General features: G+C 60.9%; 29 protein-coding genes and 2 tRNA genes. 18 read left to right on the top strand and 13 right to left on the bottom strand.

Annotated elements, in window-relative coordinates; translation table 11 throughout:
- Window positions 1-21: 21 nt before the first annotated feature.
- Together AC1DYF_RS12025 and pcsA are read right to left on the bottom strand one after the other, a co-directional pair.
- Window positions 22-1002, bottom strand: a complete 981-nt coding sequence (locus tag AC1DYF_RS12025) for a quinone oxidoreductase family protein (protein ID WP_477876965.1) — start codon at window positions 1000-1002, stop codon at window positions 22-24.
- Window positions 1003-1005: 3 nt separating this feature from the next.
- The gene (gene pcsA, locus AC1DYF_RS12030) at window positions 1006-1746 is read right to left on the bottom strand and encodes a phosphatidylcholine synthase (RefSeq protein ID WP_477876966.1); all 741 of its coding nucleotides are present in this window, start codon (window positions 1744-1746) and stop codon (window positions 1006-1008) included.
- A 306-nt stretch (window positions 1747-2052) separates the two neighbouring features.
- Here pcsA and AC1DYF_RS12035 point away from each other — a divergent pair, with 306 nt between their 5' ends.
- From AC1DYF_RS12035 to AC1DYF_RS12065, 7 genes are read left to right on the top strand one after another with little or no spacing between them, the layout of a single operon-like run.
- A complete protein-coding gene (locus AC1DYF_RS12035) occupies window positions 2053-4380 on the top strand; it encodes a bifunctional salicylyl-CoA 5-hydroxylase/oxidoreductase (RefSeq protein ID WP_477876967.1) in 2328 nt (775 codons plus the stop codon).
- A 9-nt stretch (window positions 4381-4389) separates the two neighbouring features.
- Window positions 4390-5181 (top strand): SDR family NAD(P)-dependent oxidoreductase, encoded by a 792-nt coding sequence (locus AC1DYF_RS12040; RefSeq protein WP_477876968.1) that lies wholly within the window; start codon window positions 4390-4392, stop codon window positions 5179-5181.
- Window positions 5178-6026 (top strand): enoyl-CoA hydratase family protein, encoded by an 849-nt coding sequence (locus tag AC1DYF_RS12045; RefSeq protein ID WP_477876969.1) that lies wholly within the window; start codon window positions 5178-5180, stop codon window positions 6024-6026. The genes AC1DYF_RS12040 and AC1DYF_RS12045 overlap by 4 nt, the downstream gene beginning before the upstream one ends.
- Window positions 6026-7198, top strand: coding sequence for an acyl-CoA dehydrogenase family protein (locus AC1DYF_RS12050; protein ID WP_477876970.1), 1173 nt, complete (start codon window positions 6026-6028; stop codon window positions 7196-7198). The genes AC1DYF_RS12045 and AC1DYF_RS12050 overlap by 1 nt, the downstream gene beginning before the upstream one ends.
- On the top strand, window positions 7198-7626 hold the full coding sequence (locus AC1DYF_RS12055) for an acyl-CoA thioesterase (RefSeq protein ID WP_477876971.1): 429 nt from the start codon (window positions 7198-7200) through the stop codon (window positions 7624-7626). The genes AC1DYF_RS12050 and AC1DYF_RS12055 overlap by 1 nt, the downstream gene beginning before the upstream one ends.
- Window positions 7604-8002 (top strand): RidA family protein, encoded by a 399-nt coding sequence (locus AC1DYF_RS12060; RefSeq protein ID WP_477877053.1) that lies wholly within the window; start codon window positions 7604-7606, stop codon window positions 8000-8002. The genes AC1DYF_RS12055 and AC1DYF_RS12060 overlap by 23 nt, the downstream gene beginning before the upstream one ends.
- Window positions 8003-8007: 5 nt before the next feature.
- Window positions 8008-9993, top strand: coding sequence for a 3-hydroxyacyl-CoA dehydrogenase NAD-binding domain-containing protein (locus AC1DYF_RS12065; RefSeq protein ID WP_477876972.1), 1986 nt, complete (start codon window positions 8008-8010; stop codon window positions 9991-9993).
- 18 nt (window positions 9994-10011) lie between these two features.
- On the opposite strand, the gene AC1DYF_RS12070 is transcribed toward AC1DYF_RS12065, so the two are convergent.
- Window positions 10012-10362 carry a PilZ domain-containing protein gene (locus AC1DYF_RS12070; RefSeq protein ID WP_477876973.1) on the bottom strand — a complete coding sequence of 117 codons (351 nt, stop codon included), beginning with the start codon at window positions 10360-10362 and terminating at the stop codon, window positions 10012-10014.
- Between the two features lie 284 nt (window positions 10363-10646).
- Here AC1DYF_RS12070 and AC1DYF_RS12075 point away from each other — a divergent pair, with 284 nt between their 5' ends.
- On the top strand, window positions 10647-11588 hold the full coding sequence (locus AC1DYF_RS12075) for a methyltransferase domain-containing protein (protein WP_477876974.1): 942 nt from the start codon (window positions 10647-10649) through the stop codon (window positions 11586-11588).
- Window positions 11589-11917: 329 nt separating this feature from the next.
- Here the strand turns inward: AC1DYF_RS12075 and AC1DYF_RS12080 are convergent.
- The 4 genes from AC1DYF_RS12080 to phnF all read right to left on the bottom strand — a co-directional run bounded on the left by AC1DYF_RS12080 (window position 11918) and on the right by phnF (window position 14265).
- Window positions 11918-11994 (bottom strand) — tRNA-Asp (locus tag AC1DYF_RS12080).
- 32 nt (window positions 11995-12026) lie between these two features.
- A tRNA-Asp gene (locus AC1DYF_RS12085) sits at window positions 12027-12103 on the bottom strand.
- Between the two features lie 175 nt (window positions 12104-12278).
- The gene (locus AC1DYF_RS12090; protein WP_477876975.1) at window positions 12279-13427 is read right to left on the bottom strand and encodes a CaiB/BaiF CoA transferase family protein; all 1149 of its coding nucleotides are present in this window, start codon (window positions 13425-13427) and stop codon (window positions 12279-12281) included.
- Between the two features lie 94 nt (window positions 13428-13521).
- The gene (gene phnF, locus AC1DYF_RS12095; protein WP_477876976.1) at window positions 13522-14265 is read right to left on the bottom strand and encodes a phosphonate metabolism transcriptional regulator PhnF; all 744 of its coding nucleotides are present in this window, start codon (window positions 14263-14265) and stop codon (window positions 13522-13524) included.
- A 131-nt stretch (window positions 14266-14396) separates the two neighbouring features.
- Here phnF and phnG point away from each other — a divergent pair, with 131 nt between their 5' ends.
- From phnG to AC1DYF_RS12130, 7 genes are all read left to right on the top strand, one after another.
- On the top strand, window positions 14397-14861 hold the full coding sequence (gene phnG, locus AC1DYF_RS12100; protein ID WP_477876977.1) for a phosphonate C-P lyase system protein PhnG: 465 nt from the start codon (window positions 14397-14399) through the stop codon (window positions 14859-14861).
- Window positions 14861-15469, top strand: a complete 609-nt coding sequence (gene phnH / locus AC1DYF_RS12105; protein WP_477876978.1) for a phosphonate C-P lyase system protein PhnH — start codon at window positions 14861-14863, stop codon at window positions 15467-15469. Before phnG ends, phnH begins: the two co-directional genes overlap by 1 nt.
- A gap of 1 nt (window position 15470) precedes the next feature.
- Window positions 15471-16580, top strand: a complete 1110-nt coding sequence (locus AC1DYF_RS12110; protein ID WP_477876979.1) for a carbon-phosphorus lyase complex subunit — start codon at window positions 15471-15473, stop codon at window positions 16578-16580.
- Complete coding sequence (locus AC1DYF_RS12115; protein WP_477876980.1) at window positions 16577-17482, top strand: alpha-D-ribose 1-methylphosphonate 5-phosphate C-P-lyase PhnJ; 906 nt, start codon at window positions 16577-16579, stop codon at window positions 17480-17482. Before AC1DYF_RS12110 ends, AC1DYF_RS12115 begins: the two co-directional genes overlap by 4 nt.
- A gap of 226 nt (window positions 17483-17708) precedes the next feature.
- A complete protein-coding gene (phnK, locus tag AC1DYF_RS12120; protein WP_477876981.1) occupies window positions 17709-18485 on the top strand; it encodes a phosphonate C-P lyase system protein PhnK in 777 nt (258 codons plus the stop codon).
- Window positions 18486-18498: 13 nt separating this feature from the next.
- A complete protein-coding gene (gene phnL / locus AC1DYF_RS12125) occupies window positions 18499-19206 on the top strand; it encodes a phosphonate C-P lyase system protein PhnL (RefSeq protein ID WP_477876982.1) in 708 nt (235 codons plus the stop codon).
- Window positions 19203-19817 carry a DapH/DapD/GlmU-related protein gene (locus AC1DYF_RS12130; protein ID WP_477876983.1) on the top strand — a complete coding sequence of 205 codons (615 nt, stop codon included), beginning with the start codon at window positions 19203-19205 and terminating at the stop codon, window positions 19815-19817. The genes phnL and AC1DYF_RS12130 overlap by 4 nt, the downstream gene beginning before the upstream one ends.
- A gap of 2 nt (window positions 19818-19819) precedes the next feature.
- On the opposite strand, the gene AC1DYF_RS12135 is transcribed toward AC1DYF_RS12130, so the two are convergent.
- Genes AC1DYF_RS12135 through AC1DYF_RS12150 form a run of 4 tightly spaced genes read right to left on the bottom strand, consistent with a single transcriptional unit; the run spans window position 19820 to window position 23074 of the window.
- Window positions 19820-20122, bottom strand: a complete 303-nt coding sequence (locus AC1DYF_RS12135) for a hypothetical protein (RefSeq protein ID WP_477876984.1) — start codon at window positions 20120-20122, stop codon at window positions 19820-19822.
- A gap of 10 nt (window positions 20123-20132) precedes the next feature.
- Window positions 20133-21206: a hypothetical protein gene (locus AC1DYF_RS12140; protein WP_477876985.1), complete on the bottom strand. Its 1074-nt coding sequence runs from the start codon at window positions 21204-21206 to the stop codon at window positions 20133-20135.
- Complete coding sequence (locus AC1DYF_RS12145; RefSeq protein WP_477876986.1) at window positions 21203-21610, bottom strand: hypothetical protein; 408 nt, start codon at window positions 21608-21610, stop codon at window positions 21203-21205. Before AC1DYF_RS12145 ends, AC1DYF_RS12140 begins: the two co-directional genes overlap by 4 nt.
- Before the next feature lie 9 nt (window positions 21611-21619).
- Window positions 21620-23074, bottom strand: a complete 1455-nt coding sequence (locus tag AC1DYF_RS12150; RefSeq protein ID WP_477876987.1) for an FAD-binding oxidoreductase — start codon at window positions 23072-23074, stop codon at window positions 21620-21622.
- Window positions 23075-23298: 224 nt separating this feature from the next.
- Between AC1DYF_RS12150 and AC1DYF_RS12155 the strand changes: the two genes are divergently transcribed.
- The 3 genes from AC1DYF_RS12155 to AC1DYF_RS12165 all read left to right on the top strand — a co-directional run bounded on the left by AC1DYF_RS12155 (window position 23299) and on the right by AC1DYF_RS12165 (window position 25706).
- Window positions 23299-23451 carry a hypothetical protein gene (locus AC1DYF_RS12155; RefSeq protein ID WP_477876988.1) on the top strand — a complete coding sequence of 51 codons (153 nt, stop codon included), beginning with the start codon at window positions 23299-23301 and terminating at the stop codon, window positions 23449-23451.
- Window positions 23452-23479: 28 nt separating this feature from the next.
- A complete protein-coding gene (locus AC1DYF_RS12160) occupies window positions 23480-23617 on the top strand; it encodes a hypothetical protein (RefSeq protein ID WP_477876989.1) in 138 nt (45 codons plus the stop codon).
- A gap of 184 nt (window positions 23618-23801) precedes the next feature.
- Window positions 23802-25706: an O-linked N-acetylglucosamine transferase, SPINDLY family protein gene (locus AC1DYF_RS12165; RefSeq protein ID WP_477876990.1), complete on the top strand. Its 1905-nt coding sequence runs from the start codon at window positions 23802-23804 to the stop codon at window positions 25704-25706.
- Between the two features lie 135 nt (window positions 25707-25841).
- Here the strand turns inward: AC1DYF_RS12165 and AC1DYF_RS12170 are convergent, their stop codons facing one another.
- Together AC1DYF_RS12170 and AC1DYF_RS12175 are read right to left on the bottom strand one after the other, a co-directional pair.
- Window positions 25842-26213: an HNH endonuclease gene (locus tag AC1DYF_RS12170; protein ID WP_477876991.1), complete on the bottom strand. Its 372-nt coding sequence runs from the start codon at window positions 26211-26213 to the stop codon at window positions 25842-25844.
- 36 nt (window positions 26214-26249) lie between these two features.
- Window positions 26250-26420 carry a hypothetical protein gene (locus AC1DYF_RS12175; protein ID WP_477876992.1) on the bottom strand — a complete coding sequence of 57 codons (171 nt, stop codon included), beginning with the start codon at window positions 26418-26420 and terminating at the stop codon, window positions 26250-26252.
- Window positions 26421-26534: the final 114 nt, after the last annotated feature.

Consider the following 26534-nt stretch of genomic DNA (forward strand, 5'->3'; position numbering starts at 1 on the left):
ATCCGATCCCTGATCTGAGCGTCAGGGTATCAGCAATGTCGTTCCACTTGTTTTTCTATTTTCCAGATCGGCCTGGGCCTTTGCGGCGTCGGCCAACGGATAGGTTTGATGGATATTGATAACCACTTTGTTGCTTCGCACAACTGAAAAAAGAGCCTCGGCGCAGTCATCCAATTCTTTGCGGTCGCGGATATAGGAAAAGATGGTCGGCCGGGTCGCATAAAGCGAGCCCTTTTGCGCCAGGATTCCCATGTTGAACGGTTCGATCGGCCCCGACGATTGGCCGAAGGCGACCCAAAGCCCGCGCGGCTTCAGGCAGTCGAGCGAGGCCGGAAAAGCATCTTTGCCGATCGAATCATAGACGACGTCGACGCCCTTGCTGCCGGTCAATTCCCTGACCCGTTCGGCGAAATTCTCGCTGCGATAATCAATCACATGGTCATAGCCGTGCTTCAGCGCCAGCGCGACCTTTTCCGGGCCGCCGGCCGTGCCGATCACAGTGGCGCCGAGCGCCTTGGCCCACTGGCCGGCAATCAGGCCGACGCCGCCGGCCGCCGCATGAAACAGCAGCACTGTCTCCGGTCCGACTTTGTAGGTGCGGTTCAGCAGATATTCCGCCGTCATGCCCTTCATCATCATCGCGGCAGCGGTTTCGAGCGCGATGTCGTCAGGGATTTTGACCAGATCTTTGGCCGCGATGTTGCGGATTTCGGAATAAGCGCCGTCCGTGCCGGGATAGGCGACGCGATCGCCGACCTTGAACTCCGTGACACCGTCGCCGAGGGCGATGATCTCACCCGCTCCCTCCTTGCCGGCGATATAGGGAAAGCCGCCAGGCACCGGATAGAGGCCGCTGCGGACATAATTGTCGATGAAATTCACGCCGATGGCCTTGTGGCGCATCTGCACCTGGCCGACGCCGGGTTGTGGCACATCGATCTCGACATATTCCAGGACTTCCGGTCCGCCCTGGCGGTTGAGAACAATAGCCTTGCTTTTCATCACTCAGTCCTTTCGTCCCAGCGCGGGAAAGAGCTGCAGGACAGCCCCGATACAATACATATAGAGCCCGGTCGCGACCACGCCCCAGACCACCCAGGCGGGTGAGTGGAAATATTTGAGCAGCGAAATACCCGACAGGATCGCCCAGATCACGAACACCGTCATGTTAAGCGCCCTGAGTCGTTTGACCCGCACCGGATGCAGGAAATGAATGGGCAGGAAGGTGAGCAGCACAGACACCACGACCAGGGTCAGCGCCGTCGTGGCGCTCGCGTCGATGACGAACAGCGTGAACACCACCATGTTCCAGACCACCGGAAAGCCGGAAAAGAAATATTCTTCCGTCTTCATGCCCATGTCGGCATAGTAGATCGCCGAAGACACCACGATCAGCCCTGCTGCGATGAACGACCAGGGTTGGCCGATCATGCCGCTCTCGTAGAGCGCAAAGGCCGGCAGCAGCACATAGGTGACATAGTCGATGATGTTGTCGAGCGTGTCGCCCGACCAGTTGGGCAGGACTTCCTTGACCTTCACCTTTCGCGCGATCGGTCCATCGATGCCGTCGACCAGCAGCGCCAGGCCAAGCCACCAGAACATGTCGACGAATCTTTTCTCCGACGCGGCGACGACGCCCAGGAACGCAAGGAACGAACCTGAAGCCGTCAGCAGATGCACTGCAAAGGCGCGGATTTCGGCATAGGGCGCGGCCTTGTAGTTGAAGAGATAGCTGAAAATCCTCATCCGGCTCCCCCGCTCTCCCGGTCTCAGTCTGCCGGGATTGTCCATTGCCACTGTCTGATACATGGGAATTGCCGCCTTCGCTACCCAAAACGAAGCCTTGACGGAGCGACCGGCAAATGCCGCGGAACCCGCGGCGTGCAGTTTGGATTTCTCCAGGGAAGCACCGGATTGCAAAATCCTTTAAGTATAAAATAATTGGCGATGTCGTGCTTCTTGCGTTGACAGAGCGCCTGCGTCTCTATATTTTAAACTTAAAATAATGGCGTGGTGGCGATGAGTCCCGGCGCCCCTGAGATGGAGGTGGAAATGCGCATCGTCTGTATCGGAGGCGGTCCGGCCGGGCTCTATTTCGGCCTGCTGATGAAGAAGAATCATCCGGAGCATTCGGTCGTCGTTGTCGAACGCAACAAGCCCTATGACACGTTCGGCTGGGGCGTGGTGTTCTCCGACGCCACCATGGAATCGATGAAGGTCTGGGACCCCGAAAGTGCGGCCGAAATCCAGGACGCTTTCAATCATTGGGACGATATCGAGGTCCTGTTCAAGGGCAAGACGCAACGCACTTCCGGCCACGGCTTCGTCGGCATCGGCCGCAAGAAGCTGCTCAACATCCTGCAGAAGCGCTGCGAGGAACTCGACGTCGAACTGAAGTTCGAAACCGAGGTCAATGGCGACCAGGACTTCCCCGATGCCGACCTGATCATCGCCTCTGATGGACTCAACTCAAAGATCCGCAACAAATATGCCGATATCTTCGAGCCTGACATGATCACACGGCCGAACCGCTATATCTGGCTCGGCACCAACAAATCCTACGACGCCTTCACCTTCGATTTCCGCAAGACGGATCATGGCTGGTTCCAGGCGCATATCTACAAGTTCGACGATAGCACCTCGACCTTCATCGTCGAGACGACCGAGGAAGCCTATCTCGCCCACGGTCTCGACAAGTTGGACCAGCAGGGCTCGATCGACTTCTGCGAGAACCTGTTTTCCGAAGTCCTCGACGGCGCCTCGCTGATGACCAATGCGCGGCATGTGCGTGGTTCGGCCTGGCTGAATTTCCAGCGGCTGATCTGTGGCAAGTGGAGCCATTTCAACGGTTCGGCGCATGTCGTGCTGATGGGCGATGCGGCCCATACGGCGCATTTCGCCATCGGCTCAGGCACCAAGCTCGCCATTGACGACGCAATCGAGCTGACGCGGCAATTCCAGGAACACGGCCACACCAAGGACAAGATTCCTGCGGTGCTCGCCACCTATGAGGAAATCCGCCGCGTCGACGTCGCCCGCATCCAGAATGCCGCCCGCAACGCCATGGAATGGTTTGAAGTGGTCGGCCGCCGCTATGCCGATACGCTGGAGCCGGAACAATTCATGTATTCCATGCTGACCCGCTCGCAGCGCATCAGCCACGAGAATCTGCGCCTGCGCGACCACAATTGGCTGGAAGGCTATGAGCGCTGGTTCGCCCGCAAGGCCGGGCTCGATGCCTCGACCAACGGCCGCTGCCTGCCGCCGATGTTCACGCCCTATACGCTGCGCAATGTGACGCTGCCGAACCGCATCGTCATGTCGCCGATGGCGATGTATTCGGCCAAGGACGGCCTGATCAACGATTTCCACCTCGTCCATATCGGCTCGCGCGCCATGGGTGGCGCAGGTCTCGTCTTTGGCGAAATGACCTGCGTCGCGCCGGATGCTCGGATCACGCCCGGCTGTCTTGGCCTCTGGAACGAGGAACAGGCGGAAGGTTGGAAGCGCCTGGTCGAATTCGTGCATTTCAACACGCCGGCCAAGGTCGGCATCCAGATCGGCCATGCCGGTCGCAAGGGTGCGACGAAACTTGCCTGGGAAGGCATCGACCAGCCGGTCGAGGAAGGCGGCTGGCCGCTGGTCGCCCCGTCAGCGCTACCCTATCTCAAGCACGGCCAGGTGCCGAAGGCGATGGACCGCGCCGACATGCAGCGCGTGCTGGACGAACATGTCCGCGCCGCAAAGCTCGCCGTCACCACCGGCGCCGACTGGTTGGAGCTGCACTGCGCCCACGGCTATCTGCTCTCCAGTTTCCTGTCGCCGCTGACCAACCGCCGCACCGACGAATATGGCGGCAGCCATGAAGGCCGGGCGCGTTTCCCGCTGGAAGTCTTCCGCGCCATCCGTGCTGTCTGGCCGGAGGACAAGCCGATCTCCGTGCGCCTTTCCTGCAACGACTGGTTCGAAGGTGGCAACACGCCGGAGGATGCGGCGATCTTCTCGAAGATGTTCAAGGAGGCCGGCGCCGACCTGATCGATTGCTCGTCGGGCCAGGTGTGGAAGGAAGAAAAGCCGGTCTATGGCCGCCTGTTCCAGACCCCGTTCTCCGACAAGATCCGCAACGAAGTCGGTATCCCGACGATTGCCGTCGGTGCGATCTCCGAGGCGGACCACGCCAACTCGATCATCGCCGCCGGCCGCGCCGATCTCTGCGCCGTCGCCCGTCCGCACCTTGCCGATCCGGCCTGGGCGCTGCACGAGGCGGCCAAGATCGGCATCAGCACGATCCCTTGGCCCAAGCAGTATTATTCCGGCAAGGCGCAATATGAGACCAACCTCGCCCGTGCCCAGCAGGCAGCGGCTGCGGGAGCGAAGTGAGGTTTTCGCATGGCTAACCAGGGCAATCTAAGCGGTCATCATGCGCTTGTCACCGGTGCTGGCTCCGGCATCGGGGCCGCCATTGCGCGGGCTCTGGTGCAGTCCGGTGCGAATGTAACGCTTGCCGGCCGCCGCCGTGAGCCGCTTGAAGAATTGGCAGTTTCGTTGGACTCCGATCACGCCTTTATCGCCGACGGGTTCGATGTCACCGATGTCGCAGCGATTGCCGCGGGGCTTGCAAAAGCACGCGAAAAATTCGGGCCGGTGACCATCCTCGTCAACAATGCCGGCGAAGCGCCGAGCGCGCCCTTCGAAAAGACCACGCTCGACATGTGGTCGCATGTTCTGTCGGTCGACCTCACCGGCGTCTTTCAGGTGACGCAGGCGGTGCTGCCTGATCTCAAGGCACATGGCGAAGGCGCGCGGATCATCAACATCGCCTCGACGGCTGGTCTCACCGGCTATGCTTATGTCTCCGCCTATTGCGCCGCCAAGCACGGCGTCGTCGGCCTGACGCGAGCGCTGGCAATGGAACTGGCAAGGAAGGGCATCACGGTCAACGCCGTCTGCCCCGGCTTCACCGACACACCGATCATCGCCCGTTCGATCGACACGCTCGTCGCCAAGACGGGACGGACGCCGGAAGAGGCGCTTGCCGAATTCACCAAGGCCAATCCGCAGGGGCGTCTCGTTTCGCCAGAGGAAGTCGCGAACACGGTTCTATGGCTCGCGTCGCCAGGCGCCGGCTCGATCAATGGACAGGCGATCGCGGTCGCCGGTGGGGAGGTCATGGCGGGATGAGCGAACAGGCATCGATGCAGGGTCACCTGAAACCTTTCCGTGACTATCAGGCAAAACATTTCCTCTGGGAGGTGAGCGAGGACGGCCGCGTCGCGACACTCACCTTGAACCGCCCCGAACGCAAGAATCCGCTGACCTTCGAAAGCTATGCCGAACTGCGCGACCTGTTCCGCGATCTGCACTACGCCTCGGATGTCCGCACCATCGTGCTCACTGGTGCAGGCGGCAATTTCTCCTCCGGCGGCGACGTGTTCGAGATCATCGAACCGCTCACCCGGATGAAGATGCCAGATCTCCTCGCCTTCACCCGCATGACTGGTGATGTCGTCAAGGCAATGCGCAAATGCCCGCAACAGATCATCGCCGCCATCGACGGCATCTGCGTCGGCGCCGGCGCGATCCTTGCCATGGCCTCCGACATGCGGCTGGCAACGCCCGAAGCCAAGACCGCCTTCCTGTTCACCCGGGTTGGCCTGGCCGGTGCGGACATGGGCGCCTGCGGAATTCTGCCGCGCATCATCGGCCAGGGCCGTGCTTCGGAACTGCTTTATACTGGACGCTCGATGTCGGCGGCAGAGGGTGAGCGCTGGGGCTTCTTCAATGCGCTGCATCCACAGGCGGAGCTTCTTCCTGCTGCGACGACGCTGGCGCATTCGCTCGCCGACGGTCCATGGTTCGCGCATGGCATCACCAAGACGATGATGAACCAGGAGTGGGCGATGGGCATCGACGAGATGATCGAGTCGGAAGCCCAGGCGCAAGCGATCTGCATGGCGACCGGCGATTTCCGCCGTGCCTTCGAGGCGTTTGCCGCCAAGCAGAAACCGGCATTCGAGGGCAATTGATGACCTCGCCCCCCGGCCCCACCCGCGAACATCTCGACTGGCCGTTCTTCGATGCCAGCCATAAGGCATTTGCAGAAAAGCTCGATGCCTTTGCCGCCTCCGGCGTCCTCGCTTCCGTCGATCATCATGATGTCGACAAGGCCTGTCGCCATTTGGTGACACTGCTTGGAGGCGCTGGATTGCTCGGGGTCGCGACCGGCAATGCCGGCCAGACAACCATTGATTCCCGTTCGGTTTGCCTGGCGCGCGAGACGCTCGCCTGGCATGACGGATTGGCCGATTTCGCCTTCGCCATGCAGGGCCTGGGCACGGGCGCGATCGGCCTTTCCGGATCGGAGGACCTCAAGGCCACCGTGCTGCCGAAGGTGACCTCTGGTGAATGGCTGTCTGCCTTTGCACTGTCGGAAAAAGAGGCCGGCTCCGATGTCGCCGCCATGGCCTGCGCCGCCCGCGCCAACGGTGACTCTTATGTCCTCGACGGTGAAAAGACCTGGATTTCCAATGGCGGCATCGCCGACGTCTACACCGTCTTCGCCCGCACCGGTGAGGCGCCGGGCACGCGCGGCATTTCCGCCTTCGTCGTGTTCGCCGATGATCCCGGCTTCTCGATTGCCGAGCGGATCGAGGTGATCGCCCCGCATCCGCTGGCAACGATCCGTTTCGACAATTGCCGCATTCCGGCATCGCGTCGGCTCGGCGCGCCAGGCGAAGGTTTCAAGATCGCCATGCGCACCCTCGACATTTTCCGCGCCTCGGTCGCAGCCGCATCGCTCGGCTTCGGCCGGAGGGCGCTCGACGAGGCGCTGCACCATGCCCGGACGCGAAAAATGTTCGGCGCGACGCTGGGCGATCTGCAACTGACGCAGGCGGCTCTCGGCGACATGGCGACCGGCCTCGATGCCGCGGCGCTTCTGACTTATCGCGCCGCGTGGCGCCGCGACGTGCAGAAACTGCCGACCACCAAGGAAGCGGCGATGGCCAAGATGACGGCCACCGAGACAGCACAGGCCGTCATCGACCGCGCCGTGCAGATGTTCGGCGGCCGCGGCGTCAAAAGCGGCGAGATGACCGAAAAGCTCTATCGCGAAATCCGGGCTCTGCGCATCTATGAAGGCGCCACCGAGGTGCAGAAGCTGATCGTGGCTCGCGAATTGATGAAGGGAGCGGGCTGATGTTCAAGGCAACGCGCCCTCTTCGCTTTGGCGATTGCGACCCCTCGGGGATCGCCTATTACCCGTCCTATCTGCGGATACTGGACAGCGTTGCCGAGGATTTCTTCCTCTCGTTCGGCGGCCAGCGTGCGGAAATGATCCGCGATCGCCGTATGGGCACGCCGACAGTCACGCTCGACCTCGCTTTCGTGAAGCCCGGTTTTCATGGCGACGACCTCGATTTCGAAGTCCGCGTTCGCGCCATCGGCCGGTCCTCCGTCGATCTGGACTATAATGTGTCTGCCCGCGGCGACACGCTCTGGACCGCGAGGCAGCGGCTGGTCGCGACCTCGCTCGATACACACAAGGCGCAAGCCTGGCCGGACGATTTCCGCGCCGCACTGACAAACCATCTGGAGACCGATGATGCACACAATCCTGCAACCTGAAGGCTGGGCCAAGCCGATCGGTTATGCCAATGGCGTCGAGGCCCGCGGCCGTCTGGTCTTCATCGGCGGCCAGGTCGGCTGGAACGGCCAATGCGAGTTCGAGACCGACGATTTTGTCGGTCAGGTCCGCCAAACTCTGAAGAACATCGTCGCGGTGCTGCAGGAGGCTGGTGCCGAGCCGAAGCACATCACCTCGATGACCTGGTATTTCACCGATAGGGCCGAATATCTCGCTAGCCTCAAGTCGATCGGCCAGGCCTATCGCGACATCATCGGCCGGCATTATCCGGCCATGGCGGCGATGCAGGTGGTCGCGCTGGTGGAAGAGCGGGCCAAGATAGAAATCCAGGCGACCGCCGTTGTCCCTGATGAGTGACATCGATGCGTGATCACGACAGGTTGGAATTCTCGCCGCGCGTCTTCGGCAATAAAGAAGGCGCGACATTGGTGGTCACCATCGACAATCCGCCGGTCAATGCGACGTCGGCGGAGGCTCGCCGCGGCCTGATGGCGGCGGTCGAGCACGCATCTGCCGATGCCTCGATCCATCACGTCATCTTGACGGGCGCGGGAAAAATTTTCGTTGGCGGCGCCGACATTTCCGAATTCGGCAAGCCGCCGGCCGAGCCGACGCTGCCGGCCGTAATCGCGGCGATCGAACGCTCGGCCAAGCCGGTCATCGCCGCCATCAACGGTGCGGCGCTCGGCGGCGGCCTGGAACTGGCGCTCAGCTGCCATGTCCGCATCGCTGCTCCCGGCGCGAGTGTGGCCTTTCCCGAGGTGAAGCTCGGCATCGTGCCGGGTGCCGGCGGCACCCAGCGCCTGCCGCGCATCATCGGTCTTTCAGCCGCCCTCGACATGGTCGGCACCGGCCGCAGCGTCAAGGCGGCCGAGGCTCTGGCTCTGGGGATCGTCGATGCCGTTTCCGACGATCCCGTGGCTGACGCACTGGCAAAAATCAAATCCGGCGAAGTGGTTCCCCTGCGCAAGACAAGTGAACTTGCCATTCCGGCCGAATCCGCCGATAAAATCGAAACGGCTGCTGCGAAGATCCGCTCTCGTGCTAAGGGCCAGGCCGCTCCTCTCGAAGCCATGCGTCTGGTGCTGGCTTCGGCAAGCGTCAATTTCCGCGATGGCTTAGCCGACGAACGAAATACATTTATCCGACTAAAGGATTCCGCTGAAGCCGCAGCCCTGCGTTACGTTTTCTTTGCCGAGCGCGAGGCGGCCAAGGTCGAAGGCTTGAAAGATGTTGCGCCGCGTCCGATCACCAGGATCGGCATTGTCGGCACCGGCCTGATGGGTTCCGGCATCGCTGTGGCGGTATTGGATGCCGGCTATCAGGTCATCGGCGTCGAGCAGACGGACGAAGCGGCCCAGAAGGGACTGGAACGCATCATCGGCCTTCTCGAGCGCAACCTGAAATCCGGCCGCATCGACGAGGCCGGGCTTTCGGCCCGCTTGACCCGCCTTTCCGTCAGTGGCGACTTCCATAAACTCGCGGAAGCCGATCTGGTGATCGAAGCAGTCTTCGACGACATGACCGTCAAGACCGAGCTTTTCCGCAAGCTCGACGGCATCGTCCGGCCAGACGCGATCCTCGCCACCAACACATCCTATATCGACCCTGACCAGATTGCTGCCGCGACAGCCCATCCGGAACGTGTGCTCGGCCTGCATTTCTTTTCGCCCGCCAATATCACGCGCCTCATGGAAGTGGTGCGCTGCGCCAGAACCGCGCCGSATGTGCTGGCAACCGGTCTGGCTGTTGCCAGGAAACTCGGCAAGTTGGCGATCGTCTCCGGCGTCACCGAGGGTTTTATCGGCAACAGCATCTTTTCCGCATACCGGCGTGAGGCGGAATTCCTGGTCGAGGATGGCGCCTCCCCGGCCGAGATCGATGCTGCCATGGAAGGTTTCGGCATGGCCATGGGGCCGTTCGCGGTCTTCGACATGGCAGGGCTCGAAATCGCTTGGGCGCGCCGCAAGCGCCAGGCGGCGACGCGAGATTCCGCCGAGCGCTATGTCGATATCGCCGACAGGCTCTGCGAAGCCGGCCGCTTCGGCCAAAAGACCGGTCGCGGCTGGTATCGCTATGACGGCGGCAAGCGCGAGGTCGATCCGGAGGTGACGGCTATGATCGAGGCTTCTCGATCAGCCAAAGGCATTGTTGCGCGCGCGTTCGGCAAGGAAGAGATCGTCGATCGCCTGTTGGCGGCCATGGCTGCCGAAGGTCGGAAACTCCTGGCATCCGGGATTGCTGCTCGCGCCGGCGACATCGATCTCGTGCTGATCAACGGCTATGGTTTTCCGGCACATAAGGGCGGGCCGATGTATCTGGCAGACATCCGCCCGGCAGGGGCGTGACACGCCTTTTCGGTCCGCTCAGTCCTTCTGAACCACCGGATCCTTGTGATAGAATCTGAAATAGGCCTGCACTTTGGCCACCGCATTGGTGGAGGGATCGAATTCAACGCCGATCCGTCCCTTGCGCTGCCAACGGATGCGACCCTCCAGAAAGCAGAATTCCAGGCATTCGATGCGAACGGTCGTGCCCTCCACCCCTAGGAAATGACCTTGCGTGTCGATGGCAGCGCCCCTGACCGAGATGTCGTGGATGCGGCCAGGCGTTTCGGCGCCCAAATACCGGATCATCACCGGCAAGGCGGACCGCCTGCGAACCGCGTTTCTGCGCTGCTTCTGCTGTGACTGCTTGGGTTCGCTGCCGAGATCCATCGAGGAAGGTTCCGCCGTTCTACAAGAGCACAATGCGGAACAAAAATTGCTTTTCGCCAAGGTTTTTCGAGAAACTTTGATGGATCTCAGTTTAATCAGGCGGATCTCCGTTGCTGTGCGTCGAACACGGCCGGAGTCCTGCTTGATGTACCTTGATCGGCGGTACTTATGACGATGCTGGAAACCTTGACTTGCGCGTGTTTTTTCCCGAGAAGGACGCTCCGCAGCGTTCCTGCATGCGATCTTTTCAAACAGGGCAATAAAGGGCGTAGGAAGCTGGTTCGATGCGACAAGTTCAGAATAATTTTCACACCGTCCTCTTTCGAGACATCAACCATCTTCTGACGGCGCGAGAAAGATTGCGGACCACGACTCCCGGGCGGAGGCTGAAAATCCTTTCGTTTGGCTGTTCCGTCGGTGAAGAGGTGGTCACGTTACGTTACCTCTTCCCTGAGGACGAAATCTTCGGCTGTGACATCAACCCGGCGCTGATCGAAACCAGTGAGCGGGCCGTTGGCTCGGTCGCGACTGTTTTTGCATCGTCCGAAGAGGAGATCGCAGCGCGCGGTCCGTTTGATCTCATTCTCGCGTCTGCGGTGCTCTGCGTCTTTCCGGCGCCGGCGGAGATAGAAGCTGTATTCCCGGTGTCGCGCTTCGATGAAATGATAAAACTGCTGAGCGACAATCTGGTAGCCGGTGGCCTTCTGGTCCTGACCAATGCCGCCTATCGCTTTGCCGAATGCCCGCATGCGGCCGGGTTCACTACCATCCGGTCCGACATTGTCGATACCGCCGGTTATGTCGATGTTTACTCGCGGAAACATCGTCCGTATCTCAAAAGAGCGAGCCTTGCGGGTGCGAGCCTCTATTCCCGGCGCGGCCGGTTCACGCCGCGTGATGACGAAGATTATGCCGACAGCATCTTCGAGAAGAAGATCGGTCCTGATAGCCCTGGCGTGGTGACTCTCAGACTTGCGGAACCGCCTGCAGAAATTACCCCTCTGATGCAGCACACCAGATTGAACACCGATTTCCTCGATCGGCCAATGCCGGAGAGGCCCATTGTGGTCACCCAGCTGTATGAACTGTGCCGCGTGAACGGAACCGAAATTCACGGTTACCGCTTGACCGTGGGATGGACATCACTGGTCGGAGAAGGCGTCTACTGGCGCCCGCCGATCTGGCGGGAAATTCCGTCCTTGGACCACCTTATCGCGATCCGATAGCCTCGAAATTCCCGAGGGAAAGCCGCCGACCGAGGCCGCCCAGGTTTCGGCCGGGGCGTTGGATAACGGCAAATGGCGGTACCCCTACGATACCCCTTTGATACCGGTATCGAACCGGTACGAAACACAGAGACACAGACAGAGACCCAGACTGAAACGGGAGACCGGAGACTGGAAACTTAAAACTAAACAAAGACAAAAACTTGAGACCCCGCTTCCTCAATCAACGCCTGCTTGGCCGAACCGTTGCCTGGCTCTGGAGAGGAAACAGGTCGATACGCTGGAGCAAAACATCTTGCCTCCAGATTTGGTCTCAAGAAGAGGAGAAATGGCGCGAGTGACGGGGCTCGAACCCGCGACCTCCGGCGTGACAGGCCGGCACTCTAACCGACTGAGCTACACCCGCGCATTGCTGGGCAGGAAACCTTTTCGAAGAAGTGGCGCGAGTGACGGGGCTCGAACCCGCGACCTCCGGCGTGACAGGCCGGCACTCTAACCAACTGAGCTACACCCGCATTCCATTCTTCGAAGCACGTCTCCATGCTTGTGAGCGGCTTCCTACGGTCTCGGGTCCCAAGTGTCAAGCCGCTTTTATGACAATTTGCCACAAGCCCTGGCTTTTCGCCGGAAACCTCCGCCAGCCTATTGTTTTTGCTAGGATTTCGCAGTGCCGCGCCGCGGAATGCGATATTAATTTCCGCCGAGCTTTGCGACGACATCCCCGGTATGTGCGCCAAGCCGTGGTGCACCAGCATCAAGTTCGAGTTCGGATTCGGAAAACCGGATCGGCGTGCGGATGCCGGGGATTCCTTCCGGCTCGATACGCATCGCCCGATGCAGAAATTGCGGATCCGCGAAGACATCGGCAACGCTGTTGATCGGGCCGGCCGGCACGCCGTCCTTTTCCAGTGCCGCCAGCAGATCGTCGCGCTTCCAGGCGTGTGTCTTGGCTTCCATGGACTCGGTCAGCGCGGTGCGATTTTCGACCCGGGCGGCGTTGGTCTTGAAGCGCGGGTCATCGGCGAGTTCTGCCAGTCCGAGAATCGCCGCCAGCCGGCCAAACTGGGAATCATTGCCGCAGGCAACGATCAGATGCCCATCAGCCACCGGAAACGTCTGGTACGGCGCGATGTTCGGATGGGCATTGCCGAGCCGCTTCGGCACTTTGCCGGAGGCGAGGAAATTCATTGCCTGGTTGGCGAGCACGCCGGTCATGCAGTCGAACAACGCCATGTCGATCTGCTGGCCGCGCCCGGTCTTTTCGCGGGCGATCAGTGCCGACTGGATGGCGATCACCGAATAAAGGCCGGTGAAGATGTCGGCGAAAGCGACGCCGATTTTCTGCGGTTCGCGATCCGGTTCGCCGGTCAGGTCCATGATGCCGCCCATGCCCTGGATCATGAAGTCATAGCCGGCGCGTGCCGCATAAGGCCCGTCCTGGCCGAAACCCGTGATCGAGCAATAGATCAGCCGCGGATTGACCTCTTTCAGGCTGTCATAGTCGAGGCCGTATTTCTTCAATCCGCCCAGCTTGAAATTCTCGATTAGCACATCGGATTGCGCGGCGAGCTTCAGCACCAGCGCCCTGCCCTCCTCAGTGGTGAAATCGGCGATCACCGAGCGCTTGCCGCGGTTCGTGGCGTGGAAATAGGCGGCGGACTTTTCCCCCTCTTTCTCGATATAGGGCGGTCCCCACTTGCGGGTATCGTCGCCCTCCGGGCTTTCGACCTTGATCACATCGGCGCCGAGATCGGCGAGCGTCTGGCCGCACCAGGGACCGGCGAGGATACGGGCGAGTTCCAAAACCTTGATGCCGGCGAGCGGGCTTTTGTCTGACATGATGGTTTCCTGCGATGCGATTGCCCGGAAGATGGCGCGCATGGGCGGGCGACGCAAACCAAATTTACGCCACCGGCCATCAGCAAAGGGAATATCAGGCGCCGGTATCGAGCTTCAGCGAGATCTTGTCGGCGGAAAACACGCTGCGCGAATATTGGATCGGCCGTCCCTGGAGATCGGCATTGATCGACTGCGCCACCAGCACGACGCTGCCTGGCGACAATTTGAGATGGCCGGCCTCCTGCGCCGTGGCGATCCTGGCTGTTACTTCCGTCGAGACACGCACATAGTCCTCGACGCCCTGGGCAGCAAAAGCCCTGGTCACCGAGTGGTGATGGCCAACGAGCTCTGCCATTCCGGGAAAACGCGCCTTGTCGAAATGCGAAACCGCGGTCGACACTGGCTGGCCGTCGGCGGAACCCACAGTCCTCAGTCTCAACACTGGTGCGCCAACGACAAGCTTCAAGGCATCGGCGATCTCGGGTGTTGCCTCGATTTCTTCCGACGAGATGAGCGTGATACCCATTTCGGCCGCCTGTTTGCCGAGGCCTTCGGAAAAGCGAGTCCGCCGGCCGATCGGGAAGACGAATTTCTCCCGTTTCTCAATGAGTGTGCCGCGCCCTTGCACGCGCTTCAGCAGGCCTTCATCTGCAAGCGAGGCGATGGCGCTGCGCACAGTATGCCGGTTGACGCCGAATTTTTCGGCCAGCACGGTTTCGGGCGGCACCATGCCGGTGTCGTCGAACTCGCCCGAGGCGATCGAACGGCTGATCTGGTCGGCGATCTGCTTCCAGGCCGAAATGCCACTGTTCCGGTCAATGGTGAAAACGTCGTTCATGTCACATGCCTGTCACTTTTGGGGCTTACCAGAAGCGATATGTCTAGTTATATAGACAAATAGACATCCTGAGTCAAAAAGATAGTAGCGTAAAGACCGATCTGAACGACGATACGACCGAGGTGGAGACGATGCCGATCGAAAGACCTGCAAGCGACGGCCAGGACAAGCGCCGCCGGACCATGGAACTGCTGGCGAAAGCTGAAGACGCGCTGCTGATTGCCGCCTGGGAAGCGCTGGCCGACAAGCCCGAAGTCACCCGCGTGCGCGGACCGGAAACCGGCCTGGTGATGCTGCGTGGCCGCATTGGCGGCGGCGGCTCGCCTTTCAATCTCGGTGAAGCGACGGTCAGCCGCGCCACCGTGCGGTTAGGCACGGGCGAAATCGGTCATGGCCAGACGCTCGGCCTGTCGCGGCGCAAGGCGGAACTCGCCGCGATCTTCGACGCGCTGGCGCAACGCCCGGAGCATGGCGAGTCGATCGAGACATTACTTGATGGCATCGAAACCTCGCTGGCTGAACGAGATGCCGAACGCGAACGCCAGACAGCTGCAACGAAGGTGGATTTCTTCACCATGGTGCGGGGAGAAGACTGATGGCATCGCAAAACGCAATCTATGCCGGCGGCTTCGAACAGCCTGTGTTCCAGTCGCAATCGGTGTTCAAGGCGATGATGGACGGCATGGCCCGGCCGGGCACGATCCAGGCGATCGAGCAGGGCGCCGCCCCGCCCGTCCCCATGGGTGCCGGCGCCGGTGCGATCGCGCTGACGCTCTGCGACCACGATACCCCAGTCTATCTCTGCCACTCGCTTGTCGATGCCGGCCTTCCCGGCTGGCTCGCTTTTCAGACCGGCGCATTGGTGACCGACGACCGCACCGAGGCGCAGTTCGCCTTTTTCGACAAGTCGGCGCCACTGCCGCCGCTCTCGACCTTTGCGGCCGGCACGCAGGAATATCCGGATCGCTCGACCACGATCATCCTCGAAATGCCCGCCTTCACCGGCGGCCAGGATTTCATCCTCGCCGGCCCCGGCATCCAGGAATCGACCACGATCAACGTTGTTGGCCTGCCCGGTCCCTTCGAAGACTTGTGGAAGGAAAACAATGGGCATTATCCGCGCGGCGTCGACCTCGTGCTCGTCGCCGGTCTGGAAATGATCTGCCTGCCGCGCACGGTGCGCGTCCGCAAGGGAGGAAACTGACATGTATGTAGCTGTCAAAGGCGGCGAAGCAGCCATTGCCAACGCCCACCGGCTGCTCGCCGACAAGCGCCGCGGCGATCGCACACTGCCGTCGATCACCATCGAGCAGATCATGGAACAGCTGGCGCTGGCCGTCGACCGCGTCATGGCCGAGGGCTCGCTCTATGACCGCGATCTCGCCGCCATCGCCTTGAAGCAGGCCCGCGGCGACATGATCGAGGCGATCTTCATCCTCCGCGCCCACCGCACGACACTGGCCCGCTTCGGCTATTCCAAGCCGATCGACACGGCCAAGATGCTGGTGGCGCGCCGGGTTTCGGCAACCTACAAGGACCTGCCGGGCGGCCAGCTGCTCGGCCCCACCTTCGACTACACCCATCGCCTGATCGATCCGTCACTGGCTGGTGATGGCGAGCCTGACATGCCGCTTGAAAAGGAAGCGACCGGCGAGCGCGTCATGCGCGTCTCCGAGATCCTGGCGCATGAAAACCTCATCGAAGACGACGGCAAGATGCCCGCCGGCCACCTGACCGGCGACATTACCCGCACGCCGCTCGAATTCCCCATGGAACGGGATTCTCGCTTGCAGGCGCTCGCCCGCGGTGACGAAGGTTTTCTCCTCTCGCTCGGCTATTCGACTCAGCGCGGCTATTCCCGCACTCATCCTTTCGTCGGCGAAATCCGCATCGGCGAGGTCGAAGTCGAGATCGACGTGCCGGAACTCGGTTTTTCGGTCTCCGTCGGCCGCATCCAGGTGACCGAATGCCAGATGGTCACCCAGTTCAAGGGCTCGGCCAAGCAGCCGCCGCAGTTTACCCGCGGCTATGGCCTGGTCTTCGGCCAGAGCGAGCGCAAGGCCATGGCCATGTCGCTTGTCGACCGTGCGCTCCGCGCCCGCGAATTCCAGGAAGATGTCGTCGCGCCGGCCCAGGACGAGGAATTCGTCATTTCGCACTCCGACAATGTCCAGGCGACGGGCTTCGTCGAGCATCTGAAACTGCCCCACTACGTCGACTTCCAGGCTGAACTCGATCTCGTACGGCGCATGCGCGCGGACTACCAGGCCAACCGAAACGCCGTGTCCGACGAACAGAAGGAAGCTGCGGAATGAATAGTCTTGCAGACAAGCTCGGCATCGATGAAGCCGCGACACCCTACAATTTCGCCTATCTCGATGAACAGACGAAGCGGATGATCCGCCGCGCAATCCTGAAGGCCATTGCTATCCCGGGCTATCAGGTGCCCTTCGCTAGCCGCGAAATGCCTATGCCGTATGGCTGGGGCACCGGCGGCGTGCAGGTGACGGCAGCGATCATCGGCCCCGACGACGTGCTCAAGGTCATCGACCAGGGCGCCGACGACACGACCAATGCTGTCTCCATCCGCGCCTTCTTCCAGAAGGTCGCCAATGTCAAGGTCACGACCAAGACCAGCGAAGCAACGATCATCCAGACTCGCCACCGTGTGCCGGAAGAAATGCTCGTTGCCGGCCAGACGCTGGTCTACCAGGTGCCGATCCCGGAGCCCTTGCGCTATCTCGAGCCGCGCGAGACTGAGACGCGGAAAATGCATGCGCTGGAAGAATACGGCCTCATGCATGTGAAACTCTACGAGGACATCGCCAAGAACGGCGAGATCGCCACGACCTATGCCTATCCGGTGAAGATCGAGGGCCGCTATGTCATGGATCCCTCGCCGATCCCGAAATTCGACAATCCGAAAATGCACATGTCTGAGGCGTTGCAGCTGTTCGGCGCCGGTCGCGAGAAGCGCATCTATGCGGTGCCACCCTATACCGACGTGGTGAGCCTCGATTTCGAGGATTATCCCTTCACCATCCAGTCGTTCAAGAAGCCTTGCGCGCTCTGCGGCGCCCGCAATGTCTATCTCGACGAAGTGGTGCTCGACGACAAGGGCAAGCGGATGTTCGTCTGCTCCGACACCGATCATTGCGAAACCCGCCGGGCCGAGGGCCATGTCGGCGAACAGAGTGAACTGGAGGCGGCGGAATGATGGCGATCGTGGCTCACCCCCCTCTGCCCTGCCGGGCATCTCCCCCTCAAGAGGGGAGATTGGCAGGAGGCACCGACATTGCCTCAAATCAGTCCCGAGCACCGCGCAAACACCCGTCAATGGGCGCAATGAGCGCGCCCCATCCAATCTCCCCCCTTGAGGGGGAGATGGCCGGCAGGCCAGAGGGGGGTAGCCGCGGAGGCCACATTTACCTGGAGATTCTCCAATGACCGACCAACCCCTTCTGAAAGTCCACGGCCTGTCGAAATTTTATGGCGGCCGTATTGGCTGCACGGACGTCAGCTTCGATCTTTGGCCCGGCGAAGTGCTGGCGGTGGTCGGTGAATCCGGCTCCGGCAAGACCACGCTGCTCAACTGCCTGTCGACCCGGCTGATGGCCGATAGCGGCAGCATCCAGTACCGCACGCGCGACGGCAATCTGCGCGACATGGCCCGCATGAGCGAGGCGGAACGCCGCTTCCTGATGCGCACCGATTGGGGCTTCGTCCACCAGAACCCTGCCGATGGCTTGCGCATGGCGGTCTCTGCCGGCGCCAATGTCGGCGAGCGGTTGATGGCGGTCGGCGACCGGCATTATGGCCAGATCCGTGCCACGGCCACTGACTGGTTGACCCGCGTCGAGATCGACGAGGACCGCATCGACGACCAGCCGCGCGCCTTCTCCGGCGGCATGCGCCAGCGCCTGCAGATCGCCCGCAACCTCGTCACCTCCCCGCGCCTCGTCTTCATGGACGAGCCGACCGGCGGGCTGGACGTCTCGGTGCAGGCCCGCCTGCTCGACCTATTGCGCGGCCTCGTCCAGGATCTTTCGCTGTCGGTGATCATCGTCACGCATGATCTGGCCGTGGCGCGGCTGATTTCGCACCGGATGATGGTGATGAAGAACGGCTATGTCATCGAACAGGGCCTGACCGACCGCGTGCTAGACGATCCGCGCGAGCCCTATACGCAGCTTCTCGTTTCCTCGATCCTGCAAGTCTGAAGGTAGAACGATCATGCAAGCACCGCTTATCGTCAGAGACCTGGCCAAAACCTTCACCATGCATCTGCGCGGCGGCCTGCGTCTGCCCGTGGTTACACATGTTGCGCTCACCGTCGATGCCGGCGAATGCGTCGTGCTCGGCGGCCCGTCGGGGGTCGGCAAGAGCTCGATCCTGAAAATGATCTACGGCAATTATGGTGTCGACAAGGGCGAGATCCTGATCCGCCACAAGGACGGCATCGAGGATCTCGCGAAGGCCGATCCGCGGCTGGTTATCGACATCCGTCGCCACACGCTGGGCTATGTCAGCCAGTTCCTGCGCACCGTACCGCGCGTGCCGGCGCTCGACATCGTCGCCGAGCCGCTTCTCGCGCGCGGCGTGGCACTCGACGATGCTCGCAAGGTGGCCGCCGATCTTCTCGCGCGCCTCAATCTGCCGGACACGCTCTGGCAGCTGCCGCCCGCAACCTTCTCCGGCGGCGAGCAGCAGCGCGTCAATATCGCCCGCGGCTTCATCACCGACCATCCGGTGCTCTTGCTCGATGAGCCGACCGCATCACTCGACGCTCAGAACCGCGCCGTCGTGGTCGAGATGATCGATGAAAAGAAGAAGCAGGGCGTGGCCCTGCTCGGCATCTTCCATGACGAAGACGTTCGCAACCAGGTCGCCGACCGTATCGTCGACGTCTCGGAATTCTCCGCCCGGAAGGCTGCTGCATGACCAAGCTCGGCATCGAACCAATGATCGACCCGACGGCCGAGCTGACCGACGTCACGCTCGGCGTCTATACCGAGATTGCCGAACATTGCCGGATTTCCGAGACGACAATCGACGATTATTCCTATGTGATGGAATATGGCATGATCTGGTGCGCCAAGATCGGCAAATTCGCCAATATCGCCGCCAATGTCCGCATCAACGCCACCAACCACCCCATGACTCGGGCAACACTGCACCACTTCACCTACCGCTCAGGCGATTACTGGCCGGATGCCGATACGGATAAGGCCTTCTTCGCCTGGCGGCGGGACAATTTCGTCTCGATCGGCCATGACGTCTGGATCGGCCACGGCTCGACCATCCTGCCGGGTGTCAAGGTCGGCAATGGTGCGGTGATCGGCGCCGGCGCCGTCGTTTCCAGGGATGTCGAACCCTATATGATCGTCGGCGGCGTGGCGGCGAAGCCGATCCGCGAGCGCTTTTCCCGCAAGGCCGCCGAACGATTCGAAAAGCTTGCCTGGTGGGATTGGGATCACCAGCGGCTCAGGGATGCGCTGGATGATTTCCGCAATCTCGGCGCCGAGGAATTCCTCGACAGGCACGAGGGCTGAGATCAAGCCTTGCGATAGGACATGCAGCCGGATTTGCGAAAGGGCATCACCAGGGCTGCTCCTTCCGCATAAAGTCTCCGGGCGGTGACGGCATCAACGCCGTCCAGCCGGGCGATATGCGCGTCCCAGGACAGGATGGTGATTTCGCGCGGCAGGCGGTCAGGATCTGCTGTCTTGGCGAAGATAACGATCACCGATTGGGGCTTGCCGGCCGTTAGCAGGATCGCGGCTGGCAGCACCATTGCCACGGCTGCGATCGGCACCGCGACCGCCAGCGTCTTCAGCAATCTGAGCAACAGGCTCACGCATGGCTCCTCAATAGTCGAACACATGCTCGATGCCGGGGTCTCCGATCGACATCACCTTGAAAAGACTGTCGAGCTCCGACACTTTCAAATTCAGGAGTAGCCGTTTTGTCTGGAAACCATCGCGGTTCATCTCCGAAATCACCTCGCCAGGTCCGCCATAGTTTGCGTCTGCCGGAATGGTCACGGACACCATGACATCGTCATTGCCAGCGATCTCGCGCAACGAGCCGCCCTTGGCAACGATCGCCGCGAGAACGTGGGTGAATATATCGTAACGCGGCGTTTCGATCACGATGCCGCCGGCGCTGTCCGAAACCACGGTCACATTGGAGATCGCTTTGAGCGCCGTATCGTCGAGCCCGGTGACGACGGAACGGATCGTCAGATCGGCCTGCCCGGTCGCGTCCACCGCGGCGGTGATGGCCTTTGCATAGTAAGTCTTCGCTTTCCATTCCCCGCCGAGCGCCAGCCGTCGTTCCCAGCCGCGCACCGGATCATTCACCGGTGCGGCCCAGAGTGCCTGATTGGCCTTGTCGAAATCATATTTGTACCAGGGCGTCTGGCGGAGGAAGGCGGAGTAATCCACCGCCATTTTCAGCGCTTCCTCGTCCTGCGGCGTCTTTTGCGGTCCGCGCAGAATTGCAAACAGCCGGCCGACGGTCTCTTCGTAAGCTGCCTTCAGCCCCATTTCGAGGTCGAAACTTGCTCCGATCGTGTAGATCATCATCCGCGTCGCCTGATCGGCGCCGCCATGCGCGTCCGCCACCTTCATCAGCTTGCAGGTCGAGGCCCAGAAGCCGTTGACGCTGTGGACATAGTCGAACTGGTATTCGTCGCCGGTCTTCAGCGTCTCGGCCAATCCGTCATAAGCATAGACGATGTGCCATTCCGGATAGGTAAGATAGGTGTTGGCCTCCTGCCGCTGGTATTTCTGGTCCGTGATCACAGGCTTGTAGTCATTCGGCGCGACGTCGCCGCGGCAGGCGAATTCGATGTAAGCAATCGGGCAGGCCGCCGCGATCACCACCAGCACGACGAGGATCACAAGCCATTTGATCAGCCTGAAGATGAACCGGATCATTTTGCGTCCGCCTTGAACAGGAAACTGGTGATGAAGGCGATGCTGCCGAGCGCCAGATGCGGCAGGTTGGCCATGATCTTGAAGCCGAACGGCAGGTCGACAATGCCGTAGTTGATGATGCCGAGATCGAGATAGCCCGATCCGGTGATCAGGCCCAGAAAGCCGTCGCCGAAATAGATCAGCCCGAAATAGAACAGGAAGAAGCGCGAGGCGCGCGCGCCGAACCAGGCAGCCAGACCCGCCCACAGCGCGGAAGCGAGATGCAGGCCATCGTCATAGATATCGAGCGCGAAAATGCCGAACGTCTTACCCTCGATAACCGGAATGAACGGAAGATAGTTGAGCGATGCCGCAAACAGGAGGATCAGGAAATAGACAAGGGCCGTCAGGCGCAGTCGGTTCATCGTCCCTCCTCAGACTTTCGAGAAATACCGGTCCCAGATCTTGTTGCGGAAGATCATGTCCTTGTCGAGTTGACGCTTGAAGGCGGCGAATTCCGCCATCTTCGGATAGGCGCGCTGCATCTGGTCGAGCGAGGCATGCGGCCGATAGGGCAGATAATAACTGCCGCCGATGGCGAGCACCCGTTCGATCAGCCGGCGCGTCATCCATGCCATGTCGGCCTCGCCACGTTCCGTTTTTTCCTGCGAAAACAGCATGACAGCGGAGATGCGTGGGCCCGTGGCATAGGCGAGCACGCTGTCCTTGTCGGTATTGACGTAGCGGATCGTGACGTTGAGCAACTGCTGATACGAAGCGGGAATCACCTCCCGGCAGGCCTTGATGAAATCGGGGAAGCGCTCCGGCGCGACGAAATATTCGTGCAGAATATCGGTGCGGCTATCGTCGAATCCGGCGAGCGCGATCACCGGCTCGTTGAGCAGGCTGTTGCGCGTCGCGTCGCCCTCGAGTTCCGGGCCGAGTTCGGTTTCGGTCCACCAGCGCAGATGCTTGGCGAAGTCCGATCCGAGTTGGTTGCGAAAAATAAGGCGCGACGCCTCGCTGACAATGCCGGAGCCTGAGACAGGCGGCAGGTTCTTCTGGTCGGCGGACGGCCGATAGGTGATCAGCATGCCCTGCTCGAAGAACTGATCGAGCGAGACGTCGAGACGCCCATAGGCCATCTGGATCGTCGGATCGTCCTTGAGCGCCTTGGCGAAGAACGGACCGACATCCTTGCCCGGCATCGGCTCGAATGTCGGCGTTAGCCGCGAATTCGGCACCATGTCGAGCTCCAGCTCGAGGATGATGCCGAACAGGCCGTAACCGCCCATGGCATGCCGGAAAATGTCGGGATTTTCCGTGCGCGAGCAGGTCTGGATCGTACCGTCAGGGATCATGATCTTGATCGAGCGCACCGTGCTGCCGGCACTGGAAAACGGTACCGGCCAGCCATGCGCATTGACGGAAAACGTGCTGCCGACACCAAAATCGTTGTTCGACTGCATCACCGCCGGGGAAAAGCCGATCTTGTCCAGTTCCGAAACCACTGTCCGCCAGCGCGTGCCGGCAGCGACGCGATAGGTCTTGCTGGCAATATCGGGCTTGACTGAACTTTGCGATAGCGTCAGCGCAATGCCCTGCTCCGGCAGGCTATGGCCGCCCATGGAATGCCGCGCAGTGCTGGCGATCAGCGGGATCTTCCGCTTTCGCGCTTCGATGACCAGCGCGCGGACCCGGTGGATGAACGCGACGTCGAAATCGCTGTTGATCATCACCTGCCGGTCTATCTCGGTGGGCTCCAGCTCGCTGGCATCATCGAGCAGCCTGCCTTTCGCCGCGGCAAAGGGGTCGACCTTGGGAAACTTTGGTCCCTTGCCGCTGGTCGCCGGCAGCCACCAGCGGCCGATGCCAATGCCCAGCGCCAACGATCCGCCCGTAAGAAACAACCGGCGCCCAAAGCCACTCATCCCTGCTCTACCTTCCGCCCATACTCTCGTGCAGTAGACGTATGGCGCAAAAAGCTTAATCGCAAGCTTAGGTTTTCGTGGCGACGCGCATCATCGGACGAACGGGCGAAGTTGATCTGCTGATCATATCGATACCACATTTTTTTACTGCAGATGCAACCAATGCGCCAAATGAACGTTGAATGAACGAAGCATTCAAGAAGGTTTCAGTCGATCGGTGGTTAAATGGCGTCAAGTTGATAGGAACAGCCGAACCAATGGCAGTGTTCCCGTGGAAACAGCGGTTGGTCGAAATGCATGGCAAACATGATTTCACGATGAACCGGCCACGTTGAACCGGCACTGAGCCGAAAGGAATTCGAGATGATGTACATGACACTGACGCTGATGGCCGGACTGATCGCCGTGATGTTTGTCGCAACGGCTGTGTCGTCGATCGTCAACTCGATCCGTGAAAACCAAGCAACGCGTGAAGCGCATACGCGCCGAGCGGCTTTCTGATCTCCTCCCCGAAGCGCGGGCTCCCCTCCCTCCCCGCTAAACCCGCGCTTTTTTAAACCGGACGGCTCCCCTGCCCGTCCGGTTTTCTTTTTTCTGAGCATGCAAGCTTCGGTCCATTTTCCCCATGATACCCTCCGGCCTCTTGGCCTACAGGCAGCTTGCCCGCTGCGTTCGAGGATTGCCCATGACCGTCATCGAAGGTTTGTCGCCCGATATCGCCGAGAGGGCGCAAAATCTCTATGTCAACGGCAATTATGAAGGCGTCCTAGCGCTGCTGCCGGACAGCGATATTCACGGTGTCGATCCGCGGCTCCTAGCCTATGCGGCCAATGCCAATTTGAAGCTCGGACGCACGGTCGCCGCGGCAGATTGCTTTGTCGCGATCGCCGGCCGCGTTCCTGAGCAACGCGCTTTCGCCCTGAAATCGGCGGCGACACTTTACCTGAGGGCCGCGCATATCGAGAAACGGGCCGCCGCCGCGGCTGCTGCCATTCGCGCCAATCCCGGTGATTCTGCTCTTGCGCTCAATGTCTTGCGCGCGGTGCATGCGAATCTGCCCATCGAAACACTCGAGCCGCTGCTTGATCATCTCGACCGGGCGAATGGCGAGCACGTTTATTTCATCGTCAATTTCTATCGGGAGCGAAAGAAGGATTTTGCCCGAGCCTATCTGGAGATCGTCAAAGGCCTGGAAACCTGCCCTGGCGACGGTTTTCTCCTGGTCCAACGATATTCTTTGGCCCGCGGGGCCTGCGATTTTCCGGTGCAGCGCGCCTTTGACGCTATGATGGTCAGCCCGAGAAGCGCTGTTGCCGAGCAGATTTTCCTCAACGAGACGGCGCTTGACCGGCTCTATTGGTGCGACGACGAACAGGCGCAGATGGCGCCGACCGCCAATCCAAGGCGCTTGGCGTCGAAAGACATTTATCCGCGTCCACGACGAAAGATCGGCGATGCGTCGCGCGCGCTTCGGATCGGCTATATTTCCAATGATTTCGGCCATGAAGTCGTCATGGCCGTTTTCCGTCCGGTGCTGGAGCGTCACGATCCCGGCAAAGTTGATATCCGGCTGTTCTGCTACAGCCGCCCGGAGGTTCGCCAGTTCCAGCAGAAATGGCCGGAAAAGTTGCGCGCCGCCATTGTGCCGATCGCCGACGTGACGGACCAGCAGGCCGCGGAGGCGATCTCCGCCGCGGAAATCGACATCCTGGTGGACCTCAAGGGCCACACGAAAGGCGACCGGCTGCCGATCATGCAGCGCACCGATGCACCGCTGACCGCAACCTATCTCGGCTATCCGGGCTCCGTATTTGGCGCAGGCATGGATTATGTCATCACGGACCCTGTCGTCACGCCGGAGTCTTCAAAACCCTTCTATGGCGAAAAGCTCTGCCGGCTGCCCGAAGTGCAAATGCCGAACGATGTGCTCCGAGAAAATGCCAGCCGATCCTCGCGCCGTGACTGGGGTCTCCCCGAAACTCGCTTCGTTTTCGCCTCTTTCAGCGGCCAACAGAAAATCACCCCGCGCACGATCGACCTTTGGGCGCGCATCCTCGGCGAAACGCCCGACTCAGTGCTATGGCTCGCCTGCGGCGAGGCGCTTGCGGCGGAAAACCTGCTGGCGGAATTCGCGCGGCTGGGGATCGATCCGCAGCGCATCTACTTCAACGGCAAGACGCCACGATTCGCCGACCATATCGAGCGCCTGCAGCACGCTGATCTCGCGCTCGACACCCTGCCCTATAACGGCCACTCGACCACGGCCGACATGCTGCGCGGCGGATTGCCGGTCCTGACCGTCAGGGGGAACTGCTACCATTCGCGCGTCAGCTGGAGCCTTTTGAATTCCTGCGGCATCGAGGAATTGGCGACCGACAGCGACGAAGACTATTGCCGCACCGCCGTAGCACTGGCGCGCGACCCGGCGCGGCTTGCCGAAATCCGCGACCGGCTCCGCCTCAATCGGGCCACATCACCGCTTTTCAACCCCGATCGCATGGCGCGCCATCTCGAGCGGGCCTATCAGATGATGGCCGAGCGCGCCCGAGAAGGTCTGCCTCCCGGTCATTTAGATGTGCCGCCTTTGTAGCGGTAACGAGAAAAGCAGGCGCCAGCTGCAGAAGGACACGCGTGGGTAAGCTCGCTACCGCCAGAGGATAAGCTGCAGGCTCTGTCAGGCGGGGACGGCAGGCACGCCCGGATCAACCTCGAAATCCGGCGATCTCTAGCCCGTCCGAGCCTGAGATTTGGCCGCCAAAGCCTTGGGAAGCGAGATCTTTCGCATGCCGTGCCCCTGTCTCCATCGGCCGGCAGCCTCCAGCTTTTCTGCAATGACCTTGAAATCGGCCGAACCGACACCCCATTCCGAGCGCGTGTTGTTACAAAACAGACAGGCCGCAACGACATTGTCGGGGGTGTCTCCGCCACCGGCGGCGCGGTCGATCACATGCTCCGCAGTGCATTTGAACTGCCACAGCATTTTCTTGGTAACGCCATGTCGCTTGCGAAAGTCCTCGCCATCCGCATCCCACATGGCACGGCCGCAATAGTAGCAAAGCCAGTCTTGCCGTTCAGCAGCGGCGGTCCTGATTGTCATGAGCTGGCTTGGCATTGATCCTCGGTAAAACGCAACCTAATGAACCGATACCAGCACTTTGTCGATTTCCCGCCCGACCTCAAGAATTGCCGCATCGATCAGTTCATAGAGCTCATAGCGATAATCTTCCATCGCAAGATTTCGCAAGTTGATAAGCTCCGTCAGCATAAATTTCAGCCGTTCAATCGTCGCTTCCTCTTTTTTCATGAGGATCCTGTCCCGTCTAGCGTGTCCTCTCGGCTGCAACCTAGAATGAAAAACAGGCAACGGCAATGGCGATCGGGCTGATTGAGCGGATTGCAGCGTGACAATATTTGTCCT

Source organism: Rhizobium sp. P2_G9, assembly GCF_056403475.1.